The sequence below is a fragment of the Pseudomonas sp. JV245A genome (assembly GCF_032424515.1).
GTDB lineage: Bacteria > Pseudomonadota > Gammaproteobacteria > Pseudomonadales > Pseudomonadaceae > Aquipseudomonas > Aquipseudomonas protegens.
On the sequence record NZ_VYKE01000025.1, the window covers coordinates 29,004 to 52,937 of the forward strand.

The 23,934-nt window shown below is 55.4% G+C and carries 20 protein-coding genes; 6 read left to right on the forward strand and 14 right to left on the reverse strand.

What is annotated here, in order from left to right; genetic code table 11:
* Positions 1–27: 27 nt before the first annotated feature.
* A complete protein-coding gene (gene xerD, locus F6S12_RS10210) occupies positions 28–924 on the reverse strand; it encodes a site-specific tyrosine recombinase XerD (RefSeq protein ID WP_011059449.1) in 897 nt (298 codons plus the stop codon).
* A gap of 107 nt (positions 925–1,031) precedes the next feature.
* Between xerD and F6S12_RS10215 the strand changes: the two genes are divergently transcribed.
* Positions 1,032–2,834, forward strand: coding sequence for a cation:proton antiporter (locus F6S12_RS10215; protein WP_053149192.1), 1,803 nt, complete (start codon positions 1,032–1,034; stop codon positions 2,832–2,834).
* Between the two features lie 69 nt (positions 2,835–2,903).
* On the opposite strand, the gene F6S12_RS10220 is transcribed toward F6S12_RS10215, so the two are convergent.
* A complete protein-coding gene (locus F6S12_RS10220) occupies positions 2,904–3,317 on the reverse strand; it encodes an acyl-CoA thioesterase (protein ID WP_019094772.1) in 414 nt (137 codons plus the stop codon).
* Positions 3,318–3,641: 324 nt separating this feature from the next.
* On the opposite strand from F6S12_RS10220, the gene F6S12_RS10225 reads away from it, so the two are divergent.
* Entirely contained in the window at positions 3,642–5,768 is a 2,127-nt protein-coding gene (locus F6S12_RS10225; protein WP_315868877.1) for a DUF4132 domain-containing protein, read from the forward strand.
* Between the two features lie 58 nt (positions 5,769–5,826).
* Here the strand turns inward: F6S12_RS10225 and rplS are convergent, their stop codons facing one another.
* From rplS to ffh, 5 genes are all read right to left on the reverse strand, one after another.
* A complete protein-coding gene (gene rplS / locus F6S12_RS10230; protein WP_009047143.1) occupies positions 5,827–6,177 on the reverse strand; it encodes a 50S ribosomal protein L19 in 351 nt (116 codons plus the stop codon).
* 45 nt (positions 6,178–6,222) lie between these two features.
* The gene (gene trmD / locus F6S12_RS10235; RefSeq protein WP_019094770.1) at positions 6,223–6,996 is read right to left on the reverse strand and encodes a tRNA (guanosine(37)-N1)-methyltransferase TrmD; all 774 of its coding nucleotides are present in this window, start codon (positions 6,994–6,996) and stop codon (positions 6,223–6,225) included.
* Complete coding sequence (gene rimM, locus F6S12_RS10240) at positions 6,978–7,514, reverse strand: ribosome maturation factor RimM (protein ID WP_011059444.1); 537 nt, start codon at positions 7,512–7,514, stop codon at positions 6,978–6,980. Before rimM ends, trmD begins: the two co-directional genes overlap by 19 nt.
* A gap of 5 nt (positions 7,515–7,519) precedes the next feature.
* Positions 7,520–7,771 carry a 30S ribosomal protein S16 gene (gene rpsP / locus F6S12_RS10245; RefSeq protein WP_007927680.1) on the reverse strand — a complete coding sequence of 84 codons (252 nt, stop codon included), beginning with the start codon at positions 7,769–7,771 and terminating at the stop codon, positions 7,520–7,522.
* A 250-nt stretch (positions 7,772–8,021) separates the two neighbouring features.
* Positions 8,022–9,398, reverse strand: coding sequence for a signal recognition particle protein (gene ffh / locus F6S12_RS10250; protein WP_161466239.1), 1,377 nt, complete (start codon positions 9,396–9,398; stop codon positions 8,022–8,024).
* Between the two features lie 209 nt (positions 9,399–9,607).
* Here ffh and F6S12_RS10255 point away from each other — a divergent pair, with 209 nt between their 5' ends.
* The 4 genes from F6S12_RS10255 (at position 9,608) to cysC (ending at position 14,266) form a co-directional block, all read left to right on the forward strand.
* Complete coding sequence (locus F6S12_RS10255; RefSeq protein WP_011059442.1) at positions 9,608–10,420, forward strand: inner membrane protein YpjD; 813 nt, start codon at positions 9,608–9,610, stop codon at positions 10,418–10,420.
* Positions 10,421–10,429: 9 nt separating this feature from the next.
* The gene (locus tag F6S12_RS10260; protein ID WP_315868878.1) at positions 10,430–11,659 is read left to right on the forward strand and encodes a transporter associated domain-containing protein; all 1,230 of its coding nucleotides are present in this window, start codon (positions 10,430–10,432) and stop codon (positions 11,657–11,659) included.
* Positions 11,660–11,949: 290 nt separating this feature from the next.
* Complete coding sequence (locus F6S12_RS10265; protein ID WP_125062608.1) at positions 11,950–13,263, forward strand: MFS transporter; 1,314 nt, start codon at positions 11,950–11,952, stop codon at positions 13,261–13,263.
* 406 nt (positions 13,264–13,669) lie between these two features.
* A complete protein-coding gene (cysC, locus tag F6S12_RS10270; protein WP_125062607.1) occupies positions 13,670–14,266 on the forward strand; it encodes an adenylyl-sulfate kinase in 597 nt (198 codons plus the stop codon).
* Between the two features lie 98 nt (positions 14,267–14,364).
* On the opposite strand, the gene F6S12_RS10275 is transcribed toward cysC, so the two are convergent.
* From F6S12_RS10275 to F6S12_RS10305, 7 genes are all read right to left on the reverse strand, one after another.
* Complete coding sequence (locus tag F6S12_RS10275; protein WP_125062606.1) at positions 14,365–15,489, reverse strand: glycosyltransferase family 4 protein; 1,125 nt, start codon at positions 15,487–15,489, stop codon at positions 14,365–14,367.
* A gap of 8 nt (positions 15,490–15,497) precedes the next feature.
* Positions 15,498–16,628 carry a glycosyltransferase family 4 protein gene (locus tag F6S12_RS10280; protein ID WP_161466238.1) on the reverse strand — a complete coding sequence of 377 codons (1,131 nt, stop codon included), beginning with the start codon at positions 16,626–16,628 and terminating at the stop codon, positions 15,498–15,500.
* Positions 16,625–17,896, reverse strand: coding sequence for a glycosyltransferase (locus F6S12_RS10285; protein WP_315868879.1), 1,272 nt, complete (start codon positions 17,894–17,896; stop codon positions 16,625–16,627). Before F6S12_RS10285 ends, F6S12_RS10280 begins: the two co-directional genes overlap by 4 nt.
* 233 nt (positions 17,897–18,129) lie before the next feature.
* Complete coding sequence (locus tag F6S12_RS10290; protein ID WP_169892746.1) at positions 18,130–19,350, reverse strand: glycosyltransferase; 1,221 nt, start codon at positions 19,348–19,350, stop codon at positions 18,130–18,132.
* A gap of 259 nt (positions 19,351–19,609) precedes the next feature.
* The gene (locus F6S12_RS10295; protein ID WP_194237944.1) at positions 19,610–21,709 is read right to left on the reverse strand and encodes a class I SAM-dependent methyltransferase; all 2,100 of its coding nucleotides are present in this window, start codon (positions 21,707–21,709) and stop codon (positions 19,610–19,612) included.
* Entirely contained in the window at positions 21,706–22,953 is a 1,248-nt protein-coding gene (locus F6S12_RS10300) for an ABC transporter ATP-binding protein (RefSeq protein WP_161466234.1), read from the reverse strand. The genes F6S12_RS10295 and F6S12_RS10300 overlap by 4 nt, the downstream gene beginning before the upstream one ends.
* Complete coding sequence (locus tag F6S12_RS10305; RefSeq protein ID WP_125062600.1) at positions 22,953–23,747, reverse strand: ABC transporter permease; 795 nt, start codon at positions 23,745–23,747, stop codon at positions 22,953–22,955. The genes F6S12_RS10300 and F6S12_RS10305 overlap by 1 nt, the downstream gene beginning before the upstream one ends.
* Between the last annotated feature and the right edge of the window lie 187 nt (positions 23,748–23,934).

The following is a 23,934-nucleotide window of genomic DNA, read 5'->3' on the forward strand; positions in this document are numbered from 1 at the left end:
GACGCAAAGCGCGGCCCGGAAGGCAAATCAACCGCGCGGATGGTGCTTGGCGTGCAGATCCTGCAGCCGGGCGCGGGCCACATGGGTATAGATCTGGGTGGTGGACAGGTCGCTATGGCCCAACAGCATCTGCACCACTCGCAGGTCGGCGCCGTGATTGAGCAGATGGGTAGCGAAGGCATGGCGCAAGGTGTGGGGCGACAGCGCCTTGCCGATCCCGGCGACCTTGGCCTGGTGCTTGATCCGATGCCAGAAGGTCTGGCGGGTCATCTGCTCGCCACGCAGGCTGGGGAACAGCACGTCGCTGGGACGCCCGCCCAGCAGCTCGGCACGGGCATCACGCATGTAGCGCTCGACCCAGACAATCGCCTCCTCGCCCATGGGCACCAGGCGCTCCTTGCTGCCCTTGCCCATGACCCGCAGCACGCCCTGGCGCAGGTTGACCTGCTCCAGGGTCAGGCTGATCAGCTCGGTAACCCGCAGGCCGCAGGCATAGAGCACTTCGAGCATGGCCCGGTCGCGCTGGCCGATGGCCTCGCTCAGGTCCGGCGCGGCCAGTAGCGCTTCCACATCCGCCTCCGACAGCGACTTGGGCAACGGACGCCCCAGTTGCGGCATGTCGATCTGCAAGGTGGGATCGATTTCAATCAGCTTTTCCCGCAGCAGATAGCGATAGAAACCACGCACGCCCGAGAGGAATCGCGCTGTCGAGCGGGGCTTGTAGGCTTGCTCCACGCGCCAGGCCAGGTGATCGAGGATCAGCTCGCGCCCGGCCCGCGGCAACTCCAGCCCCTGCTCCTGCAACCAGCCGTTGAACAACGCCAGGTCACTGCGATAGGCGTCGCGTGTGTTGTCGGACAGGCCTTTCTCCAACCACAGGGCGTCGAGAAAACGGTCGATCAGGGGGTGGTCGATGGCAGGCATAAAGACTCGAAAGGCGCGGCCCAGAGGCCAGGCGTAAAAAAATAGTGAACTGCGCGCAGGGTCGCTAGTCTTTCATAGCCAGCCATTTTCAGGAACAGGGTGCATTGATGAGTGAACAACAGATTCTGCTGGCCTTCGGCGGCATCGGCGTGGCCGCGCTGGGCTGCCAGTGGCTGGCCTGGAGGCTGAAACTGCCGGCCATTCTCTTTCTGTTGCTCAGCGGCATTCTGGCCGGGCCGATACTGGGCTGGCTCGACCCGCAGGAGATGTTCGGCCCGCTGCTGATGCCCCTGGTTTCGCTGGCGGTGGCGCTGATCCTGTTCGAAGGCAGCCTGACCCTGCACCTCTCCGAGTGGCGCGAGATCGGCAGTGTGGTGCACCGCCTGGTGACCATCGGCGCGCTGTCCACCTGGGCCGTGATCACCCTGGCCACCCACTGGCTGCTGGGCTTCGACTGGATGCTGGCCCTGCTGTTCGGCACCCTGACCCTGGTCACCGGACCGACGGTGATCGTGCCCATGCTGCGGGTAGTGCGGCCCAAGGCCTCGATCGCCAATATCCTGCGCTGGGAAGGCATCGTCATCGACCCTATCGGCGCCCTGCTGGCGGTGGTGGTCTACAGCTTCATCATCGCCAGCGCCGAGGGCGCGGGCCTGAGCCAGAGCCTGCTGACCTTTGGCGGGGTGATTCTGTGCGGCAGCCTGTTCGGCATCGCCGGCGGCTGGGTCCTGGGCAGCATCATGCGCCGCCAGTGGCTGCCGGAATACCTGCACAACCTGGCAACCCTGGCGGCAGTGCTGGGAATCTTCATCGCTTCCAACCAGGTGATGCACGAATCCGGACTGCTGGCGGTGACCCTGATGGGCATGTGGATGGCCAACATGAAGGGCGTGGATGTGCGGCACATCCTGCACTTCAAGGAAAACCTCAGCGTGCTGCTGATTTCCGGGCTGTTCATCCTGCTGGCGGCACGCCTGGACCTCAAGGCGCTGATTGCCCTGGGCCCGCTGGTGCTGATCCTGCTGCTGGTGATCCAGTTCATCGCCCGGCCACTGAACGTGCTGCTGTCCACGGCCGGTTCCAACCTCAACTGGCGTGAACGCGCCTTGCTGGCGTGGATTGCCCCACGGGGGATTGTTGCAGCAGCGGTGTCGGCGATCTTCGCCATCCGCCTGGATGAAGCCGGTCATGAGGGGGCATTGCTGCTGGTGCCACTGACCTTTGCCGTGATCATCGGCACCGTGGTCCTGCAAAGCGCCACGGCTCGCCCCCTGGCGCGCCTGTTGAAAGTCGCCGAGCCGGCGCCCAGCGGCTTTCTCATCGTCGGCGCCAACGGCCCGGCACGGACCCTTGGCAAAGCCTTGCAGCAACTGGGCAGCCGGGTGCTGTTGACCGACTCCAGCTGGGAAAACATTCGCGCGGCGCGCATGGAAGGGCTGCCCACCTATTTCGGCAACCCGGCCTCGCAGCACGCCGACGCCCATCTGGACCTGGTGGGCCTGGGCCACTTGCTTGCACTCTCGCCCTCAGGAGAGCTGAACACCCTGGCCGCCATGCGCTTTCGCCACGACTTCGGCCACCAGCGCCTGTTCGCCCTGGCCAACAGCCAGGAAAGCCGGCGCACCGACAAGCACCGGGCCAGCCACGAACACCGCGGCCAGTTGCTGGGCAGCGAGGCCTTGACCTACACCAAGCTGGCCAGCCTGCTGGGCCAGGGCGCGGAGCTGTACAGCACCAACCTGACCGAAGCCTTTGGCTGGGACGATTACCAGGCCCTGCACGGCGAACGCGCCACTCTGCTGTTTGCCCGCGACAGTAGCGGCTGGGTGCATGTCGTCACCCCAGACAGCAGCCTCAAGCCGGCGGCAGGCTGGACGCTGCTGGCCCTGATCCAGCCCGAGTCCCTGTAACGCTCCCCCTTGCAGGAACTGGTTTGCCAGCGAAGAGGCCCGATGGCTTATTCGCCGGCACGCCGGCTCCTACGTCGCAAACCCTGGAAGCACCGGCACCGGGCGCTTGTCATCGTCGATGGCGACAAAGCTGAACAAGCCATGGATGGCCTTTTCCCGACCATCACAGCTCATGCTCTCTACAAACACCTCGACTTCGACCTTGAGGCTGGTGTTACCCACCTTCACCACTCGCCCCACCAATTCGACGATCGAACCTGCGGCAATCGGATGGTTGAAATCAATGCGGTCGGTGGACACCGTCACGAGCGGCAGCCGGCAGAAGCGGGTCGCGGCGATAAACGAAACCTCGTCCATCCAGGCCAGGGCAGTGCCGCCGAACAGGGTGTTGTGATGATTGGTGGTGGACGGGAATACCGCCTTGGTCACGCGGGTCACCGAGAGTTCGGTACGGCGCTGGATTTCTTGCTCACGAAGGGTCATCGGACTACTGCCTGAATGGATGGATCCGCGCACGGGCACGCTGCGGGCATGGAACGCCCATGAGCGCTGCAGGGCAGCGACCCAAGGCTTGATGGGAATAATCGGGGCGGCCTGCCTGTGGATAGAACCAGGCCAGGATTGCCGGGAGGATGCGACGCACCCTGGGCGTCCGTGCAGGCTGCACGGATCGGGCGATCACACTTTATTGGGCCGGCGAGTATATCGCCGCCCGGCAGGGGCCGAAAGAACCCGCCAGGGGCCAGAGGCCACAACCGGCGATAAAAAATGCGATTATCCGCGCACTGAAAAAGGAGACCCGCCGCCATGGATGCCCCGCTCGCGCCTTCGCTCGTCGCGCACCTGCAACAACGCCTGAACACCGACCGAGTGGATCATCCGAACTTCATCGGCCCGCCGCCCGACATCAGCCCATTGACGCCCGCTCAATTGGGCAGCCTGTGGCCGGCCATCCGCCGAGCCCTGCGCGATCATGCCAACCCGGCAGCGCAGCAACTGGCGACCGCGATCGTGCAGCAGGCCACGCAACTGGAGCTGAGCCCGGCCCTCGATCAAACCACCCTGCTGGAGGCGCTGCGCAGTTGCGTGAACTGGCAGGAAGCGCTGGAACAACTGGCCTGTTTCAGCGGAACACCGAGCCCCGCCCTGGCCGAGGAACTGCGCAGGATCCTTGCGGAGCCGGGCCCACAGTGGGCGCTGTACTACCACCAGGCGTACGTGCTGGCGCAATGGGTGGATGAAGAAACCCGCACGGCGCTGCGGCGTTGTGTGGAACAACACTACGCCGATGCGCCCTACGCCCGGCAGGAGTTCGAACTGCTTGGGCAACTGGAGCCTCGCTCACGGCAGGCCCTGGCCGGCAGCGAGTACTGGACCGGCCATCATCACCTGAGCGCCGATCCGGCCAGGGTGCTGATGGATGACGCGGCGTACGTCGAATTCTCACAGCAGATCCTCAGTACCGCAGCCCAGCGCCTGGACGCCATCCACAACGGCGCCACGCCCTATGTGGCCGATGGCGCCTTTACCACCGATGACACTCCGGTGATCGCCCGCGCCGCGCGGGTCGCCCTGCTGCGCGATGCCTCCTGGCTGCCGCCACTAATGGACATTTTGCTGCCCAAGGCCTGCGTCGCCCCGACCCAGGCCAAGACTGCGCCGTCGCAGTCCCTGGCCATTGCCCTGGGGCATTGCATCGAGCAGGTGCCAACCCCGGAAAGCGTGCAGGCACTGCGCAGCGCCCTGGGCCTGGTGCGCCATGCCAGCATCCAGAAAAAACTCGCCCGCAACCTCAAACCTGCCGAACGCGGCCTGGCCCAACGCCCCGAGATCGCCCTGCGCCTGGCCCCCACCAGCACGCCCGGCAAGGCCCAGCACGGGCTTCTGGCCAGTTGCCTGGAATCCGGGCTGTGGCAAGCCTTTGAGTTGTCTTTGCGCGACTGGCGAGCGCAACTGGCGGACTCCGCCGTGGGCTCGCCCTTTGCCCGCTCACTGGTTTGGGTTGCCCATTGCACAGATGGCCAACGCCGCAGCTTCCTGCTGGACGCAGATGCGCAAGCGCTAGACTCCCGGGGCCAACCGCTGAGCCTGGATGCCGGGTGCAGGATTTCGCTATGGCACCCGCTGTCAGCCAACGCCGCAGAGCGCCACGCCTGGCAGGCCCTGATCAGCGAACGCCGGATCAAACAACCGCTGCGCCAAGTGTTTCGCGAGTACTACCTGCCCTCTCAGCAAGAGCTGGAAAGCCACACCTGCCAGGCATTCGCCGGATACAGCCTGTCCATCCGCCCCCTGATCGGCCTGGCCCGCCGCGAAGGCTGGAAGATCGACAGGGACAGCGGCCTGAGCCGGAACCTGGGGGATATCCGGGTGAGCTTTGCGGTGGACGCGGCACTCTATCCGGGGCTGCAGGGGCACTGCCTGTCCGGCAGCGCAAGCTTCGCTCGGCGCACCGATAAACACTGGCAGCCGATGCTGCTGCAGGATGTGCCGCCGCAGGTGTTTTCAGAAGCCTGCCGGGCCATCGACCTGCTGGTGAGCGTCAGCAGTTTCGCCATCGAAGAGCTGGCACAGAGCGCCACCGGCCAGCCCCTGCCGCAAATGCCGACAGCCAGGCGCGAGCAACGCCTGAACCTGCTGGCCGGGCACAACCTCACCCAGATGGCTCTGATGCGCCAGAACGTGCTGGGCAGGGCTTTCGCCCCACTTATCGAGCAGGGGGTGTTGTCGATGGAGGGGCGCCATGTCCGCATCGGCGACCATGCGGTGCATCTGGCCACCGGGCGCGTGACACGCGATGGCGAACCCGTGGAGATGGCCCTGGCGGCGCAAAGCGGCAAATTGACCGCCCTGCCCTGGCTGCCTTATGACGAGGTACTGCTGGAACGGATCGCCAACACGGTCTGCGCCCTGCTGAACCGCTCCGGGCATTAAATGACAGGCAACAAAAAAGCAGCCCGTAGGCTGCTTTTTTCTGCATCGGAAGCTGGACTTAAGCCAGTTTTTCCTTGATGCGAGCTGCTTTACCCGACAGGTCGCGCAGGTAGTACAGCTTGGCTTTACGCACGTCACCGCGACGCTTGACAGCCATGCTGTCGATCTGCGGGCTGTAGGTCTGGAAAGTACGCTCTACGCCAACGCCGTTGGAGATTTTACGTACGGTGAACGCGCTGTTCACACCGCGGTTGCGCTTGGCGATAACTACGCCTTCGAACGCCTGCAGACGGGAACGATCACCTTCCTTCACTTTCACCTGAACGACAATGGTGTCGCCCGGGGCAAAGGCTGGGATCTCTTTGGTCATCTGCTCTGCTTCGAGTGCAAGGATGATTTTGTTGGTCATGCTGTGCTCCTAAGGTAAATCGTCGGATCTACCATCGATACGTTGTTAACTATCGTCCCGCTCGCGGAGATATTCCTCGAGCAGCTTCTTCTCTTCTCCAGAAAGCGAGCGGCTTTCCAGAAGATCGGCGCGTCGTTCATAGGTCCGACCAAGGGACTGCTGTAAACGCCAACGCCGGATGTGTGCGTGGTTGCCACTTAGCAACACGTCGGGAACACGCTGATCCGCATACACCTCCGGTCGGGTGTAGTGCGGGCAATCCAGCAGACCGTCCGTGAAGGAATCTTCCTCCGCGGAATCCACATGCCCTAAAGCTCCGGGCAGCAGTCGCGTAACCGCATCAATCAGGACCATCGCCGGCAGCTCGCCACCGGAGAGTACATAGTCGCCAATCGACCACTCTTCATCGACATGAGCATCAATAAAACGCTCGTCAATGCCTTCATAACGACCAGCAATCAGGATCAATGCATCCTCATTCGCCAACTCGCGCACCGCCGACTGATTCAGTTGGCGGCCTTGGGGCGACAGGTAGATCACCTTCGCGCCCTCCCCGGCTGCGTTTCTGGCCTGAACCAGTGCATCTTCCAGGGGCTTGATCTTCATCACCATGCCCGGACCACCGCCAAACGGGCGATCGTCCACAGTGTGATGTCGATCCGTGGTGTAGTCTCGCGGATTCCAACAGGTCAGCTGCAACAGCCCCTGTTTCACCGCGCGGCTGGTTATGCCGTACTCGCTGATGGCGGAGAACATCTCGGGAAACAAACTGATCACTTCTACGCGCAAGTTAGCCACGCTTAGAAGTCCGCATCCCATTCCACCTTCATCTCGCCCGCGGCCAGGTCGACAGCCAACACGCATTGCTCGGTATAGGGCAACAGGCGTTCGCGATCATCCAGGCTGCCAGCGCAAGGCTTGACCACCATTACATCGTTCGAGCCGGTCTCCAGCAGGTGATCGATCTTCCCGAGCAGTTGCCCGAGGCCGTCGATAACCTTGAGACCTTGCAGCTGGTACCAGTAGTACTCGCCGTCGGTCAGTTCAGGGAACAGGCTGCGCGGCACGCAGATCTCGTAACCGGCCAGAAGACGAGCTTCCTCGCGATCATCAAGACCCTTGAGCTTTGCGACCAGGAACTTGTCGTTCCCGCGTCCGCTGACCAGCTCAACCTGCTTCACGCTACCTTCGCGCTTGAGCGTCCAGGTTTTGTAGTCCAACAGGTTTTTAATCGGATCAGTAAAGGAAAAGACCTTCACTTCGCCGCGAACGCCATGAACAGAGTAGATTTTGCCGATAACGATCAAATCATCAGCAGGAGCTGGCGTCGCGTTCATAGGGTTCAGGCTGCAGCCTTAGCCGATTCCTTCAGCAACTGAGCAACACGCTCAGAAGGCTGTGCACCAACGCTCAGCCAGTAGGCTACGCGCTCTTGGTTCACGGACAGGCGGACTTCTTGACCACGAGCGATCGGGTTGAAGAAGCCAACTTGTTCTTTGTGCGAACCGTCGCGTGGGTTGCGGCTGTCGGTCACGGTCAAGTGGTAAAACGGGCGCTTTTTGGAGCCGCCAAGGGCAAGACGGATTGTTAGCATGTGAACATCGTTCCTGTAGTCGGTGCTGCAAATCTAAATGCACAGCGGGCATGGGTGCCCGAAAGGCCGCATATTCTAAGGAATATCCGGACTTTTGCAAATGACTTTTTCCGGCGCCCGTCGGCTGCCATTCAGATTTGCCATGGAGCTGCCGCAAGCGACAGCGAGTGAGCGCACCCCAATCGAGGGTTTGCCCGGGATTCCACGTCCCCGTGGAAAAAGCGCCGGCATGACGGCCGGCGCGGATTCTTCAGATCTTCGGCATGCCGCCGCCGGGCAACATACCGCCCATGCCGCGCATCATCTTGGCCATACCGCCCTTGGCGGAGAACTTCTTCATCATCTTCTGCATCTGCTTGTGCTGCTTGATCAAGCGACCGATGTCCTGCACCTGGGTGCCGGAACCCAGGGCGATCCGGCGCTTGCGCGAACCGCTGATCAGCTCGGGGTCGCGGCGCTCGGCCGGGGTCATGGAGTTGATGATGGCTTCCATCTGCTTGAACTGCTTCTCTGCCGCGCCCTGGGCATTGCCCATCTGCGCCAGGTTCACGCCACCGATGTTCGGCAGCTTGTCCATCAGGCCGCCGAGACCGCCCATGTTCTTCATCTGCTGCAACTGATCGCGGAAGTCTTCGAGGTCGAAGCCCTTGCCCTTCTTCAGTTTTTTAGCAAGCTTGTCGGCCTTGTCCTTGTCGAGGGTCGCTTCAGCCTGTTCGATCAGGCTGAGCACGTCGCCCATGCCGAGGATGCGCGAAGCGATGCGCTCAGGGTGGAACGGCTCCAGGGCTTCGCTCTTCTCGCCCATACCGATGAACTTGATCGGCTTGCCGGTAATGGCCCGCACCGACAGCGCGGCACCACCACGGGCATCGCCGTCGACCTTGGTCAGGATCACACCGGTCAGCGGCAGCGCTTCGCCAAAGGCCTTGGCGGTGTTGGCGGCGTCCTGACCGGTCATGGCGTCGACCACGAACAGGGTTTCCACCGGCTTGATGGCCGCGTGCAGCGCCTGGATCTCGTCCATCATCTCGCTGTCGATGTGCAGGCGACCGGCGGTGTCGACAATCACGACATCGATGAACTTGAGCTTCGCTTCCTTAATAGCCGCTTCGGCAATAGCTACCGGCTTCTGGCTCAGGTCCGATGGGAAGAAGGTCACGCCAATATCATTGGCCAGGGTTTCCAGCTGTTTGATAGCCGCCGGACGGTAGACGTCCGCGGAGACCACCATCACGCTCTTTTTCTTGCGCTCTTTAAGAAAGCGCGCAAGCTTGCCGGCGGTGGTGGTCTTACCCGCACCCTGCAGACCGGCCATCAGCACCACGGCCGGTGGCACTGCGCTGAGGTTCAAATCTTCGTTGGCCGCGCCCATCAGGCTTTCCAGCTCGGCCTGGACGATCTTCACAAAAGCCTGGCCCGGCGTCAGGCTGCGGGACACTTCGGTGCCGACCGCACGCTCCTTCACGGAGTTGACGAAGTCCTTGACCACCGGCAACGCAACGTCGGCTTCGAGCAGCGCCATGCGCACTTCGCGCAGGGTGTCTTTGATGTTGTCCTCGGTCAGCTTGGCCTTGCCGGTGACATGGCGCAGCGTCTGCGAGAGACGGTCGGTTAGGTTTTCAAACATGCTCGATCCTTTCAGGCCCAAGGTAGACCGGGGGTAATGGCGGCCCAGAGCGTAATAAACAGGTGCTCGATGAGCCTGCGGCGTGGGCAGGTCGCGGATTATAGCGAAGACTGTGCGTGGCGGACACCTCGCCGTCTGCTTGCCTGGTCTTTCAGGGCTCTGGGTTCTATGCCAAACTCAGCGACTTTCGGGCCTGCCTAACAGGATTTATGCTCCCCTTGTCACCCAGTTTGCTACCCACCCTCGCCGCCGCCGTCCTTTATGCCGCTGCGACCTTCTACCAAGGCTCCCGCCTGGCCACAGGCGCCAAGGCGAACAAGCGCCTGCTGGTTACGCTCGGCATCCTGGCCTTGCTGGCCCATGCCGCCAGCCTGCTGACCCACTTGCTAACTCCGGTCGGCCTGGGCCTGGACTTCTTCAGCGCCGCCAGCCTGATTGCCGCTGCAGTCATCGCCCTGACCCTGCTGGCCTGCTGGCGCATCCCGGTGGAAAACCTGCTGGTACTGCTGTTCCCGCTCGGCGCCCTGACCGCGCTACTGGCGCAATTCGTCCCCACCGGCACAGTGCCGGTGATCGATGAGGAACCCGGGATCCTCGCCCACATCCTGTTGTCGATCCTGGCCTACGGCATGTTCACCATCGCGGTGTTCCAGGCCCTGTTGCTGCTGGTGCAGGACCATCAGCTGAAGAACAAGCACCCGTCCGGGCTGATCAGGAACTTCCCGCCGCTGCAAACCATGGAAAGCCTGCTGTTCGGTTTTCTCTGGGCCGGCTGGACCCTGCTGTCGCTGTCGCTGATCTCCGGCTGGCTGTTCGTCGAGAACCTGTTCGCCCAGCACCTGGTGCACAAGACACTGCTGGCCTGCCTGGCCTGGGTAGTGTTCAGCGTGCTGCTATGGGGCCGCAATCGCCTCGGCTGGCGCGGGCACAAGGCAATTCGCTGGACCCTGGCAGGTTTCTGCCTGCTGATGCTGGCCTACTTTGGCAGCAAGCTGGTTCGTGAATACATCCTGCACATCTGACGACCGGCCATGACCGATTCCCTGCCCACCGGGCCCATGCTCGCGGTAATCGCCCTGCTCATCGTCTGGTCGGGCCTGTTCACCGCTATCGATGCCGCCCAGCAGCACCTGCTGACCCTGCGCGGCAACTCGCGCAATGGCGACAAGTCCCAGGCACGCCTGGCCTTCCCCAAGGAAAGCCTGATCCTGTGCAATACCCTGTGCCGGGTCCTGGCGGTGATCATCAGCACCCTGCTGGCGCTGTTCTACTGGGCGGAAAATGGCCCCTGGCTGGCCTGCCTGATCAGCACCTGCGCCCTGCTGGTGCTGGCCGAATACCTGCCGCGGGCCCTGGCCGTGCGCTACCCGGAAGGTACCTTGGGCTTTGGCAACAGCCTGCTGCTCATCCCGATGAAAATCGTCTATCCCCTGGCCTGGCTGCTCGACACCCTCAGCCAGTTGCTGCTGCGCCCGTTTGCCCGCAAGGCCGGCGCGGTCAAGCACAGTGACGACGACCCGGCGCTACTGGACGACGAGCCCACGCCACAGGAGCCACATGCCCTGTCCGGCATCCACGCCCTGGACAACATCACCGTCAATGACATCCTGGTGCCCCGCAGCGAAGTGGACGGCATCAACCTGGACGACCCGATCGAGGACATCATCGCCCAACTGCGCCTGAACAGACGCACACGGCTGCCGGTGTTCCACAGCGATATCAACCAGGTCGAAGCGGTGCTCAACACCCGGCAGATCCGTCACCTGCTGCCGGACGCCAGCCTGACCAAGGACGCCCTGCTGGCGGCCTGCCACGAGCCCTACTTCGTCCCGGAAAGCACCCCGTTGCAGTTGCAACTGCTCAACTTCCACAAGCAGCAACGGCGCCTGGGCATGGTGGTGGACGAATACGGCGAAGTGCTGGGCATCGTCACCCTGGAAGACATCCTCGAAGAAATCGTCGGCGAGCTCGAAAGCGAGCACAGCCTGGACAACCCGCACATCCACCCCCAGGCCGATGGCCGCTATGTGGTGGAAGGTGCGGCATCGATCCGCGAGCTGAACAAGAGCCTGGGCTGGCACCTGCCCAGCGACGGTCCCAAGACCCTCAACGGCCTGGTCACCGAAGCCTTGGAAACCATCCCCGACAGCGCGGTGTGCCTGAAAATCGGCCGCTACCGCCTGGAAATCCTCGAAACCGAGGAAAACCGCGTCAGCCGCGTACTGATCTGGCACACCAGCAGCGTCCCCGCCCGCATCTGATCGCCTGCCGCCGCAGCCAATGGCGCCCCTGAAGGTCGAAAACCTTCTCGCCAGCCCGGCAGCCGCCAAGCCCCTTGTTGAATCGTTAGCCGCCTTTCTATAATCGATCCGCTTACCCAAGCCCTGTGCAGACCCGCGTGCTACCCGCACCCAGCGCAAACCTGCCGATAACCAGCCCTTCTGTTCGACGTCACTCCCATCCCGAGGGACGACCGCGCCAAACCCACATCCCTGGGTGCTCGACCATAATAATTCGCTCCACCGGAGCACAGACTGTCAGGGATAACCACATGACGACCAGCACCGCCTACAGCGCCACCACGCCTGCCCAACCGAGCAATTCCGCCTCGCGGGTGGCCACTGCCAGCTTTATCGGCACCGCCATCGAGTTCTACGACTTCTACGTCTACGCCACCGCCGCCGCACTGGTGATAGGGCCGGTATTCTTTCCCCAGACCTCCGGCACCGCCCAGATGCTCTCGGCGTTCCTGACCTTCGGCATCGCCTTCCTTGCCCGCCCCCTGGGCTCGGCACTGTTCGGCCACTTCGGCGACCGTATTGGACGCAAGTCGACCCTGGTTGCCTCGCTGCTGCTGATGGGCGTGTGCACCACCCTGATCGGCGTACTGCCAGGCTACGCCAGCATCGGCGCCTGGGCGCCCATCCTGCTTTGCGTGCTGCGCTTCGGCCAGGGCCTGGGGCTGGGTGGCGAGTGGGGCGGCGCCGCGCTGCTGGCCACGGAGAACGCACCAGAAGGCAAGCGCGCCTGGTTCGGCATGTTCCCGCAGTTGGGCCCCTCCATCGGTTTTCTCGCTGCCAACGGCCTCTTCCTGGCCCTGGCCATGGGCCTGGATGACGAGCAGTTCCGCTCCTGGGGCTGGCGCATTCCCTTCCTGCTCAGCGCCGCCCTGGTGATGGTGGGCCTGTACGTGCGCCTGAAGCTGCACGAAACCCCGGTCTTTGCCAACGCCGTGGCACGCCAGGAACGGGTGAAGATGCCACTGGTGGAACTCTTCAGCCAGTACTGGCTACCGGTACTGCTCGGCGCCGCGTCGATGGTGGTGTGCTACGCCCTGTTCTACATCTCCACGGTGTTTTCCCTGAGCTACGGCGTCGCTACCCTGGGCTACAGCCGGGAAACCTTCCTCGGCCTGCTGTGCTTCGCCGTGCTGTTCATGGCCGCGGCCACGCCTCTGTCGGCCTGGGCCAGCGACCGCTTCGGGCGCAAGCCGGTGCTGATTGTCGGCGGCGTGCTGGCGATTCTGTCCGGCTTCACCATGGAACCCCTGCTGACCCAGGGTTCCACCGCCGGCGTGGCGCTGTTCCTGTGCATCGAACTGTTCCTGATGGGGGTCACCTTCGCCCCGATGGGCGCCCTGCTGCCGGAACTGTTCCCGACCCGCGTGCGCTATACCGGCGCTTCGGCGGCGTACAACCTGGGGGGCATCGTCGGAGCTTCGGCCGCGCCGTTCTTCGCCCAGAAACTGGTGACGATGGGCGGTTTGAGCTGGGTTGGGGGGTATGTTTCAGGGGCGGCGATCCTGAGCCTGATCGCGGTGCTGTGCCTGAAGGAAACGCGCAATAACGATTTGAACAAAATCTGAAGAAATAAATCGTTCCCACCCAGACAGAGCGTGGGAACGAGCCCTTCAATGAATGAAAAAATTCACCTGAACTCGAATGCTGATGTTTCCATATACACGTCACTCTGACCGGTCAGCTCTTAGCCGCCGCAGGCTGCCTCTGCATAAGTCACTCCGCTATAAAAATCCACCTGCTAGCTATGAGATCGATGGCCACTTCGCAAACAATTAAACCGCGACATGGCAAATATTGAATACTCCTGTTAAAAGATAGTGCTCAGCTATCGATAACGACCGAACTGTCCCTCTGGACAAGCTCCAACCAGAGCTTCCGAGATAGCCTTCACTGAATGTGAATTTTTATATTCGGCATGAGCCCAGGTATAGAGGCATAACTGTCCAGGACGTTTCTAAGGATGAATAACGCATGACTCAAGAGTTGGTATTTCAATATTCCACGGTGAATGCACACGCTCGAGCCAACCTGAAAAAGCAGCGGCCGGCAGTTATATGGTTTACCGGATTGAGCGGTGCGGGTAAATCAACACTGGCAAATGCCCTTGAACAGGCTCTGTTTGAACTTGGACATCATACTTATCTCCTGGACGGCGATAATGTTCGAATGGGGCTATGTCGCGATCTAGGTTTCAGCGATATCGATCGCGAGGAAAATATCCGAAGAGTTGCCGAGGTCGCTCAATTATTTGTAGATGCTGGTGTTATCGTGATCACCGCGTTCATTTCTCCATTCCAACGTGACCGAGCCATGGCCAGGGAAGTAATTTCTACCGATAGATTCATAGAGGTATTTGTTGATACCCCCTTGGTCGAATGTGAACGAAGAGACCCCAAAGGCCTGTACGACAAAGCCAGATCTGGGTTGATCAGGAACTTCACCGGCATAGACTCGGCTTATGAAGTGCCCATCAATCCAGACATCCGGATCAATACACAGGAAGAGGCCATAGCAACCGGAGTACAAAAAATCCTGGAGTATCTCGACTTGAAAAACCACTCTTCCTGATAACCAAGCGAGTACATAAAAACAAACGGTCATTAAATTGGCAAGGTTCTTGAACCCTTGCTATCGTTTAACCACCAAGAGCTCAATACGCCTTTATTTTATCTAGAGTGAAACGTCGCTATCAGCTCCGAGTACAAGCCCACATATGATCGAACCATCTGCTCCGCAGTAAAATGTTCCCAATATCTCTTTTCAGCGTTTTCCCCCATATTTGCGGCATGCACGGGGTTGTCCCAAAGATAGTTCATGGCCTGACGCAAGGCCCCTGCGTCACTAGGAGGCACAACCATACCGGTCTCCCCATGAATATTGATGAATGTAGTACCGGTACCAATCTCACTTGAAATCATTGGCTTTCCATACATTGCTCCCTCGAGCAGCGAGATACCGAAAGCCTCGGAGCGCAAATGGGATGGAAATACCACTCCGTAGCAAAGCGTAAGCAATGCAACCTTGTCTTCGTCTGGCAGTTGCCCCAAAAAGTGAACATTGCACAAACCGAGAGCTTCAGCCTGGGCCTTTAACTCTAATTCGATAGGCCCCGCACCAAGAATGACAATGGGGTGGTTCAACCCTTGGCCAGCCTCCATCAGTATATGCAAGCCTTTATAGTAACGAATAACCCCGACAAACAAGAAAAATTTAGATCCGACTCTTTCACGCCAAGCCTCGAGCAATGATGGTGGCACAGAAGGGTAACTTAATTTATCCAAGCCAATCGGGATAACACTGACTTTGTCAGAATACCTCCTTAGAACATCGCTAGTTTCAAAGTAATTAGGAGAGGTTGCTACTATATGTTGAACATCCCCCAAAAATTTTAACTTCAATGGCCGATAAATTTTCAACAAATTTTTCTGCCTAATTATATCGGAATGATAAGTTACAATTGTTGGCTTCTTGACACGGGTGGCAAAATGCACCAAGTCCATGAACGGCCAAGGAAAATGGTAATGAACTATATCCGCTTCCTTAGCAAGTTTCGCAAATCTGAAAAAAGCAGAAGCGGAGAATCCAGTCGAGGCCACCTGCAAGTCCATCCTGGCTCGATGCCCTGTATAACCATCTACCTCAAATGAGCGCGGCAATCTTTCAGAGGTCAGTGACAGAACATCGGTTTCAACACCCAATCTTTTGGCGCCACGGGCAATTTGATTAATTACTTGTTCAACCCCGCCCATGGTATCTGGGTATGAAGTCTTATAAAAATGCAATACTTTCATTTACAGGCCTAACATTGCGAATTGCGTTTTTTACGACTCATAAAGGCCTCTTCAAAGACGGCAAGTGTCTCCATTGCTGTCGAGTCCCAGCTAAAATGGCCCGCTACAGATACCGCCAATCCAGCCAGGCGTTTCCGACCAGCCTCATCGTCCAATAGTTGAGCCAACCCGTTCACAATTGATGCCAGGTTAGTGGGATCAACCAAGATCCCCGCCTGTCCCGCGACCTCCGGCATCGAAGAGCAGTTAGAGGTAAGAACCGGTACGCCGTTGGCCATCGCCTCCAGAAGCGGAAGGCCGAAGCCTTCATAGAGAGATGGCATTGCTAAAAACAACGCATTTCGATACAAAGCTGATAGCTGTGCCTCACTTACATAGCCAAGTACAACGACATCATCTTCAACACAAAACCTCTTCGCGATATTGCTTGCATCGATCCCTCCCCAACCACCACCACCAGCCACGACCAACTTACGTCCATTTCTAATACGTAACGGTAAGAGAGAGAAAGCCTCAATCAATCGAGAAAGATTCTTGCGAGGTTCCAGGGTCCCAACAAACAGAAAATATGGGTAATTTATGCCGGTGGACTCTAAGAGACCCAGTTGCTCCTCTCCAGAGGGCAAAGAACTTCCCAATTGAAGAGCCCTTATCTTCGCCACATGATTTGGAAACTCTACGCTCAAATCCGACGCCGTACTTTTAGAAACCGCGATTACCCGGTCAGCTGCGTGAACTGCGAGCGGCATGAAAAAAGAGTCCATACGCCTATTAACCGGATGCATTGTTGCCGGTGCGTACCTCCAGACCAAATCATGAACAGTAACTACACTAGCAATACGTTTGCTCAAAAAAAAAGGTAGTCGATGTGTCGGAGACCAGAACACGTCAACCCTGTCCTTCCAAGCATAAAAAGGAAAAAAAGACTGGGCATTAAATAGATTGGGAATACGCCCAAATTTTTCCGAGACCCTGAAACTAACCTCGCCCCCTACCGGAACCTTGGAACTGACATCGTCACTCGAATATAGAAACCACTCGTGTCCCATCATCACTAGTCGATTGAGCAGTTCCAACGTGTAGCGGCCAATTCCAGTTATATCCCCGGAGATAGAACTCGCATCAACACCAATTCTCATCGCACCAATTCTTCATTAATGATTACCAATTCGGAAAGGGAGCCCTTGCCCTTTCCCATTAAATAATTACCATCAAGCAGAAGCGACACTAACCTTGAAAAGGCCAACTTTTTAGAAATATGCTCTTCACGGATCCCTGACGGCGCAACTTTATCCCTCCAAAGTAAAAACTCCTTTTCTATTACCTCAAGCAATTGCGGAAACTCCCTAAGCGGATCTACACTTATTTTCCAAGTAGCATTTTCCTCATGGAAGGCTGCAAAACTTGAGCAAACTACACGTTTATCCATGACTTGGGCACGGGCAAGAGTCCCGGATGTTTCTCCACACGAAGGGAATCTCAAGTTCATTTGTAAATCGATACGATTTTGCCAAGCCTGCAGAACTTCCTCTTCTACATAGCCGGTGAACCTGACTAGCTCCTTGATTTGCCAACGCTCAATAATCTGCTCCGCGGCAAAACGTAGGTCCCCATCAATCTTCCCCACAAACACTAGTTCAACACGCGCTCTATCTGCTGCCGACAGAGAACGTGCAAAAGCCCCAAATGCCTCGAGCAAAATCTCATTTCTTTTGATGTCACTATAGAACCCAATAGACCCTACACAAAAACCCCCCTCAGCCGGACCTGTAGTAAGGGGAGAAACTTCAAATACTCTTGGTCGCGGATGGTCATACACTAGAATAGTGGGCAACTGCACTCCTTTTATCGCCTCAGAAACCAAGCGTAATCGTGCATACTTTGAATGAACAACCACTATATCTGCCCGGGAAAGCGTTATACCTTGCCCCATAAGAAAATAACGTGATGTTTCAGGTAAATTGTCGAAGTTATCCGCCATCCACTCCGCTTGCATACCAAACTCGAACTGTAATGCCAGAATCTCATCTTCACGAGAGAAAGAACTATTTGGGTCTCTTGCCATAGATCTAAGCATTGGAAAGGCTGTTAAATCGTGTACTACCGCAACAACATTAGGAAGGTTGGACTCGGCGAGCACCTCCCATACCCAACGATGAAATTCGTTTGATGCAAGGAATAGAATCACTACATCTGTATCGCAAAAAACCACATCGGAAATATCTTCGGCGAGCCAGCCCTTCCCTCGAAGTTCATTCAGCCCATCGGCACTTGGAGCCTTATCTAAAAGCGTTATATTCTGACGAACTTTACTTCCCAGATCGCACTCCAAGTCAAACAGAAGCTGCATTATGTAATCTGCGGTACCCGTTTGTTTAGGGGGCAATGGAGATAAAAAGTAAATCATTATAAAACTCCAATTAATTTCAGGCGGACAAAGCCACCACGCCAGGCACTCCAAGTCCCCATTTTTTATATGAAGGGTCGGTACAAAACCAAACCTGATGTAGCAATAACTATCCCTGCATACATTTCCAGTTCATCGCGTTACTCCAACTCTGTATAGATGGCACGCGAAGCCTGCTTAGCATCGGATATCGCACTCCCTTAGTTTAAGACTTCACCATTATTGGAAGGCAACTATTGTTTATCTAAAATTTCAGAGAACTTTTTTCCATTACGGATTATTTCAGGCCAACGACAGTCTTCAACTTGATCATGGCGAGCAGCACATGCCAGCTCCATTTTTGACCGGGTCCCCATTTCCTTGACGAAGGACATCGCCTCGAAAAGTGCGCTAGCGAAACCCTCGACTGGAGAGCAGAAAACACCAGGCAATGTCATATGGCGTTCAAAACCACGAAATGCGATGCTAGTGGCAGCTACCGCACGGCATGAGAGTAGTGCTTCAGCCGTTTTCAAGTTTGTTCCACCACCATCAGTAATGGGCAAAACCGCAATATCCGCGGTTTTGAAGTAGCTGCTTTTTTCTTCGTCAGTGACTCGCCCTACACAATGCACCCCGGAAATTCTATGCCCCGTGCTCGCACACCAATCCTCATACAGTCGGCATATATCGCCCATCAAGATAAGAAGCGAATTCTCCAACAGCCCACCTGAAACCATATGGGAAAGAACAAGGTCTCGTAGTCCAAACCAATTCGGCTCGTGGTAAGAACTTATAAAAACCAGGACAACTTTACCCTCTGATATGTCCAGCCCCCCCATTAAGCTCGGCTCCCCCAAGTTCTCCTCACTGATTTCTGGACAACTTGAACCATTTGGGATAACTAGAGCATCTTTCCTTCCATGGTACGCATAGGTCTTCTGGTCATCCTCGCTGCAACATAAAACCCCATGAGCACTCAGAAGTAGATCCCGCTCAGTAGTGTATATTCGCTGCACACAATAATTATCAAATACCTCATGACGCTTCAAAAGTTGCTCTTTCATGGCCCACTCGACATTATGGCTGCTATAAACAACCTTCATGCGGTCATGACGAGAACATGCCCAGGTTTTAAAAATCGGCCACAAAAATGGATGTTCCAGCCATAATAGATCCGGATCATAAGCACTGGCCTGCTTCAAGATTTTATTATAAAAATCGATATCAGCGATGACAGCGTCAGTGAGCCGCATTTCAAAATCATGTGGCACACTGAAAACCCAATCATTGGCTACTTGCCCTATGGGGAAGTCACTTACCCAGCCATCAACACGATGTGGATATATCCCCATGAACTCACGTTTGTAGCCCATGCCCTCAATCAGGTTTGCCAGTTGCGTAGCACGAATTTGTCCTCCAGCAATTGGATTTCGGATAGGGTAATAACAAACTTGAAGTGCTCGCCGACTCATATCATTGGGTGCTCTTTGAGCTATCCAGTTCACTTTTATACTGACTGCATCCCGGTTTGCTTTCTCTTTCCATCAGGGCATGAATAGCTGCATCGAGCCTACGCTCGTAGAAAGCACTCATGACCTCTATCCGGGTACGCAGCGATTGCACTTCGCTTTCGAGTCGAGAAACGCGCGCCGCAACATCACGCCGACGACGCCACCAATTAATGAGCCGTTTAATATAACTTTTAACCCGTGCCAGAATCATGAAAAGCCTTCACTTCTTTCTAAAGACAAGAAACATATCATCACCACGATGATCAGTTGGTATTTCATGTTCACGCAGAATATCCATAACTTTACTACGCTCAATAGCTGGATGAGGATTCCACACATTAGCAGTGCTAAAAGCAACCAACTCAAAAGCATGTTCTTCAGCATGTTGCTGGAGTTCCTGAGCCGCATACTCCTTCACATGAGGTGCATAAATTTGTGGTGACTGATAAAGGAACAACTTTGCAATCGAATCAACGCCGCAGGCGTTCGGGGTCGTCATAAACAATAGACCCTCTCTTTTTAAAACACGACTACTTTCAGCAAATACGTTGCGCACTCCCGACCGAGTAAACATCGCAACTTCATTTATACCCTGCGTTTCAGTACGATCTTTGATATGCTCAATCACTTCGAGACACAAGACCAAATCATAGACGGAACTTTCAACATCGAACTCATACCGCAAGTCTTGGCCATATACATCTACAGACAACCCCAACTCACCCTTAAGGTAGTTAGTTATTTTTGACTCTCCTCCAAGCTCGACAATCTTGGTAGTAGGACTCAGAAACTCATCAAGCCGTAAATAAGTTTCCCAGAAGCGAAGCTTATGATCGAGATCATATTGAGTTTGTGTATTTTCCTCGAGCCATTCAAGAAATGCTTTTCGGCGATGTTCGATACTTGAATTCAAAATATTCGAACATTCCGGGGAACACGATATATTTAGCGGAGAAAACATAGGTCGGCCGCCTTCCAGCTTCATTCCCCCAGCATCAGGAAGCTTTCCTTGTCCGTCCTGCATAAACCTAAAATCTGCATTTCGCAAATAACGCAATGGCGCGGTGATCCTCCATGAAGTACTTTTTAGTACCTTCTCGAACTCATATCTGCTGTGTATCAGCTGTCCCTCCAACTCAGACCTATCACGCTCTGCGGAAACCGCTTTCTTTTCTTCACGCTGCAGTTGCATCTCCAAGTCAGCTACTTTTTGCTCTAGGTCTGTGACCTTATTCAAAACTGCAGCCTGCTTTCTCTTAAGTTCCGAGACAGACTCTCCGCTTCGTAGATATAGGTGTCTCAGCGCAATCACCTGCTGCCCAGCAGATGCCACAGGGATATTTGGTTCATGAGCTTTTCTCTGCTCAAGTAACCAATCGATATCTTCCTGTGCATAGCCACTGCACATCAGCACCTGATGGACTCTATTCTCTATTGGGGTAAAGAAATCTCGATCCCGTTCCTCATAACCAATCTGCGCCACTCTCGCGTCATCGAATTCGATTCCGCTCAACCCATGCTCAGCAAGTCGTTCGATAAGGCGTTGACGATACTCGGGGGACTGGCTAAGTGAATCTATATTTATATATTCGTCCACACACTCTCGGCTCGAAACAAGCCCGTACACCCAAAGTCCATAAAATAGAAAATAGCTCAACTGCGAATCCGAAATTAACGGAACGTCATTTTCATAATCGTAAACACCTTCCAGAGCATCAGGGCATTTAAGCTTAATGAGTCCGGAGTGTTCTTTTAGATTTTTAAAAAAAATAGGCAAATTTTTGCTGGAATATACGCTTAATAAAGTATTATCAAAATAACTATCTACCTTATAGGACCACCACTGATCCCATGGATTCCTCCACAGATATAGATGAGTCGCATCGAACTGGCGCCGGAACCAGCCCATCCTGCCGACTGATCTACAGAACTGGTATACCGGCCGCCCACACGCTGCCGTAGCTAAAGCTTTGATGTATCTCAGCAGATCTGGCTCATCTGCTTCGGCTTCCAAGAAAAACCTGTTGAACTCAAATTCTTTCTTGTATAGCGACTCCACAACATCTGGGCAGTGTGAAAACTCCCAGAAATATGGGCGATCCAACTCTGGGTGCCTATTTATGGATGTCCGCGCCTCACCCATTCCCTGTTGACGCCACATAGCATCAGGCGAGAGATCAGCAAGAGCCTCATTCAGTGGTTCCTGATAACACCAAAATCCTGATTTAGAGCGCCTGAACACATTGAAAATATAGGTACTTCCAGTCCGAAACATGGAGTGGATCATGACGCTTTTTTCTGATTGCATATCTAAACTCATCTCAAAAAATTAACTTTTGCGTCTAAATCAGTCAAACCACCTGGATATTTACCAGCGTGCCGCGGGTTTACTGTTATGATTGCGGCATCAAGCATACGATGGTGGACTGCTTGTTTATCACCCATCTCTGTTCTTATTGAAAAATTTAAAAAATAACTTCCCGGGGTGAGGTTATTTTCGAGAACTATCTTCACATCGCACTTTTGCCCAGCACCGAAACCACCAGGATGAAGCCGTAAAATCTTCGTATCAATATAATATATACAAACGCCTTCTCGAGTTTTCAGCATCATGCCAACAATCGGATCCATCACTTCTTCGTTAAAGAAAAGCGTATATGTAATTATTATCCGACTTCCACCAGAAAACACATTGGCCTTATTCCCTTCGGAATCTTCAATGCGATAACCACAAATAACTACAGCAGAGTCTCCGTACTCTTCACAGGCGGAAACGGAGAGTGCTCCGTCATATTTGCAGGCATTTACTTCCACCGCCCCATCACTTGGGCATTCGACCCCGAAGATGACTTTTTCATACTCGGCACATACCGCTTTTGGAGCTCCCTGGCACTGGATACTTCCTTGATTTAAAAATACCGCCTTATCGCACAGTTTCTTTATTGTCTCTAGATCGTGACTTACAAAAAGCAATGTAGTTCCAAGCTTCCTGAACTCTTCAATCCGTGCAAAGCACTTCCTCTGGAAAGCTATGTCACCAACAGCCAGTGCTTCATCAACAATCAATACTGATGGTCTTATTGCGGTAGCCACACTGAATGCCAAACGCACCTGCATTCCGCTGGAGTAAACCCGTACTGGCTGGTCAATGTAATCCCCTATTTCAGCGAAAGTCTCTATCGCCGACATCAATTCAGATATTTCTTCGCTGCTGTAGCCCAATAACTGTCCGGACATAAGCACATTCTGGCGCCCTGTAAAATCGGGATGAAATCCCATCCCCAACTCAAGCAAGGCTGCCACTCGACCAGTGATAGTGACGCTTCCAGTAGTTGGCTGGGTGGTACCGCTGATCATCTTGAGCAGGGTGCTCTTACCAGCACCATTGATTCCAACGATGGCAAAGGCCTCTCCTGGATGCACTTCAAAATTCAAGTCCTGCAGCACCCACTTCAAAACATGCCGGGGTTTTCGATACGGAATTATCCACTCAGACAGGCGTGCCCAACGCGAAGGGTATTGCTTGTAGGCCTTGCCCAAGTTTCGAACGATAATTCTCCCCATCAGAGTTCATCCACCAGCTCACCTGAATGCTTCCTGAACAAGCGTAAAGCCCAGGCACATAAACAGATACTCAGTAAGGCAGGAAACCAGAGGGTCCCCCATACCGGCCATTGCCCATAAACTAAAATTTTTTGATAGGCGCCAATAAAAGAAGCCATTGGATTGAACTCCATCAGAGATTTTACCGCTGCTGGTAGAATACTCGCGGGATAAACTATAGGCGTTAACCAGAACCAGAACTGCAGCACCACACCAAATAATTGGCCGACATCTCGAAAAAACACATTCAAAACACCAAGCGTAATACCCAGCCCGACAGAGAATAGGATCTGGATCAAAAAAACTGGAAATAAAGCGACGAACACCCACCCTGGAAATTGGCCACTTATCAACAGAAAGGCAGTAAACAAAGTGAAAATTATCGTAAAATTCAAGCAGGCGCTGAGAACCAGGATCACGGGAAGACAAAGCCGAGGAAAACTGAGTTTCTTAAGAAGATTGGCGTTCTCGATAAAAATATTTTGCGCACGCCCCACAATCTCACTGAAAAAGCCCCACGTAAGTATCCCTGCGCAGAGATAGATACTGTAACCGAATAGGCTTTCTGCGCCAGGTAACTTGGCGCGCATGACTTGGGAAAAAATCACGGTATATACGATGATCATCGCAAGGGGCTGAAGAACTGTCCATGCGACCCCCAGCAGGGAGTTACGATACTTTGATTGAAACTCACGCTTGACACTACCAGATATGAATCCTCGATAGCCCCATAGCGCTTTAACCGCGTCTTGCATCTGCAGGCTTCCTCATTTGTCACAAAAACACTTAAGTCTTCCAGACATAATATATATACGACTTGAGATTCAAGCCCCGCCCACCAATAGCTTAATGATTCATTCAAACAATAAAGCCATCACACAAACCAAATATGATTTTTAAGCCTTAATAGACTGCAGCACTGGACTTTATATAGCAGCACTG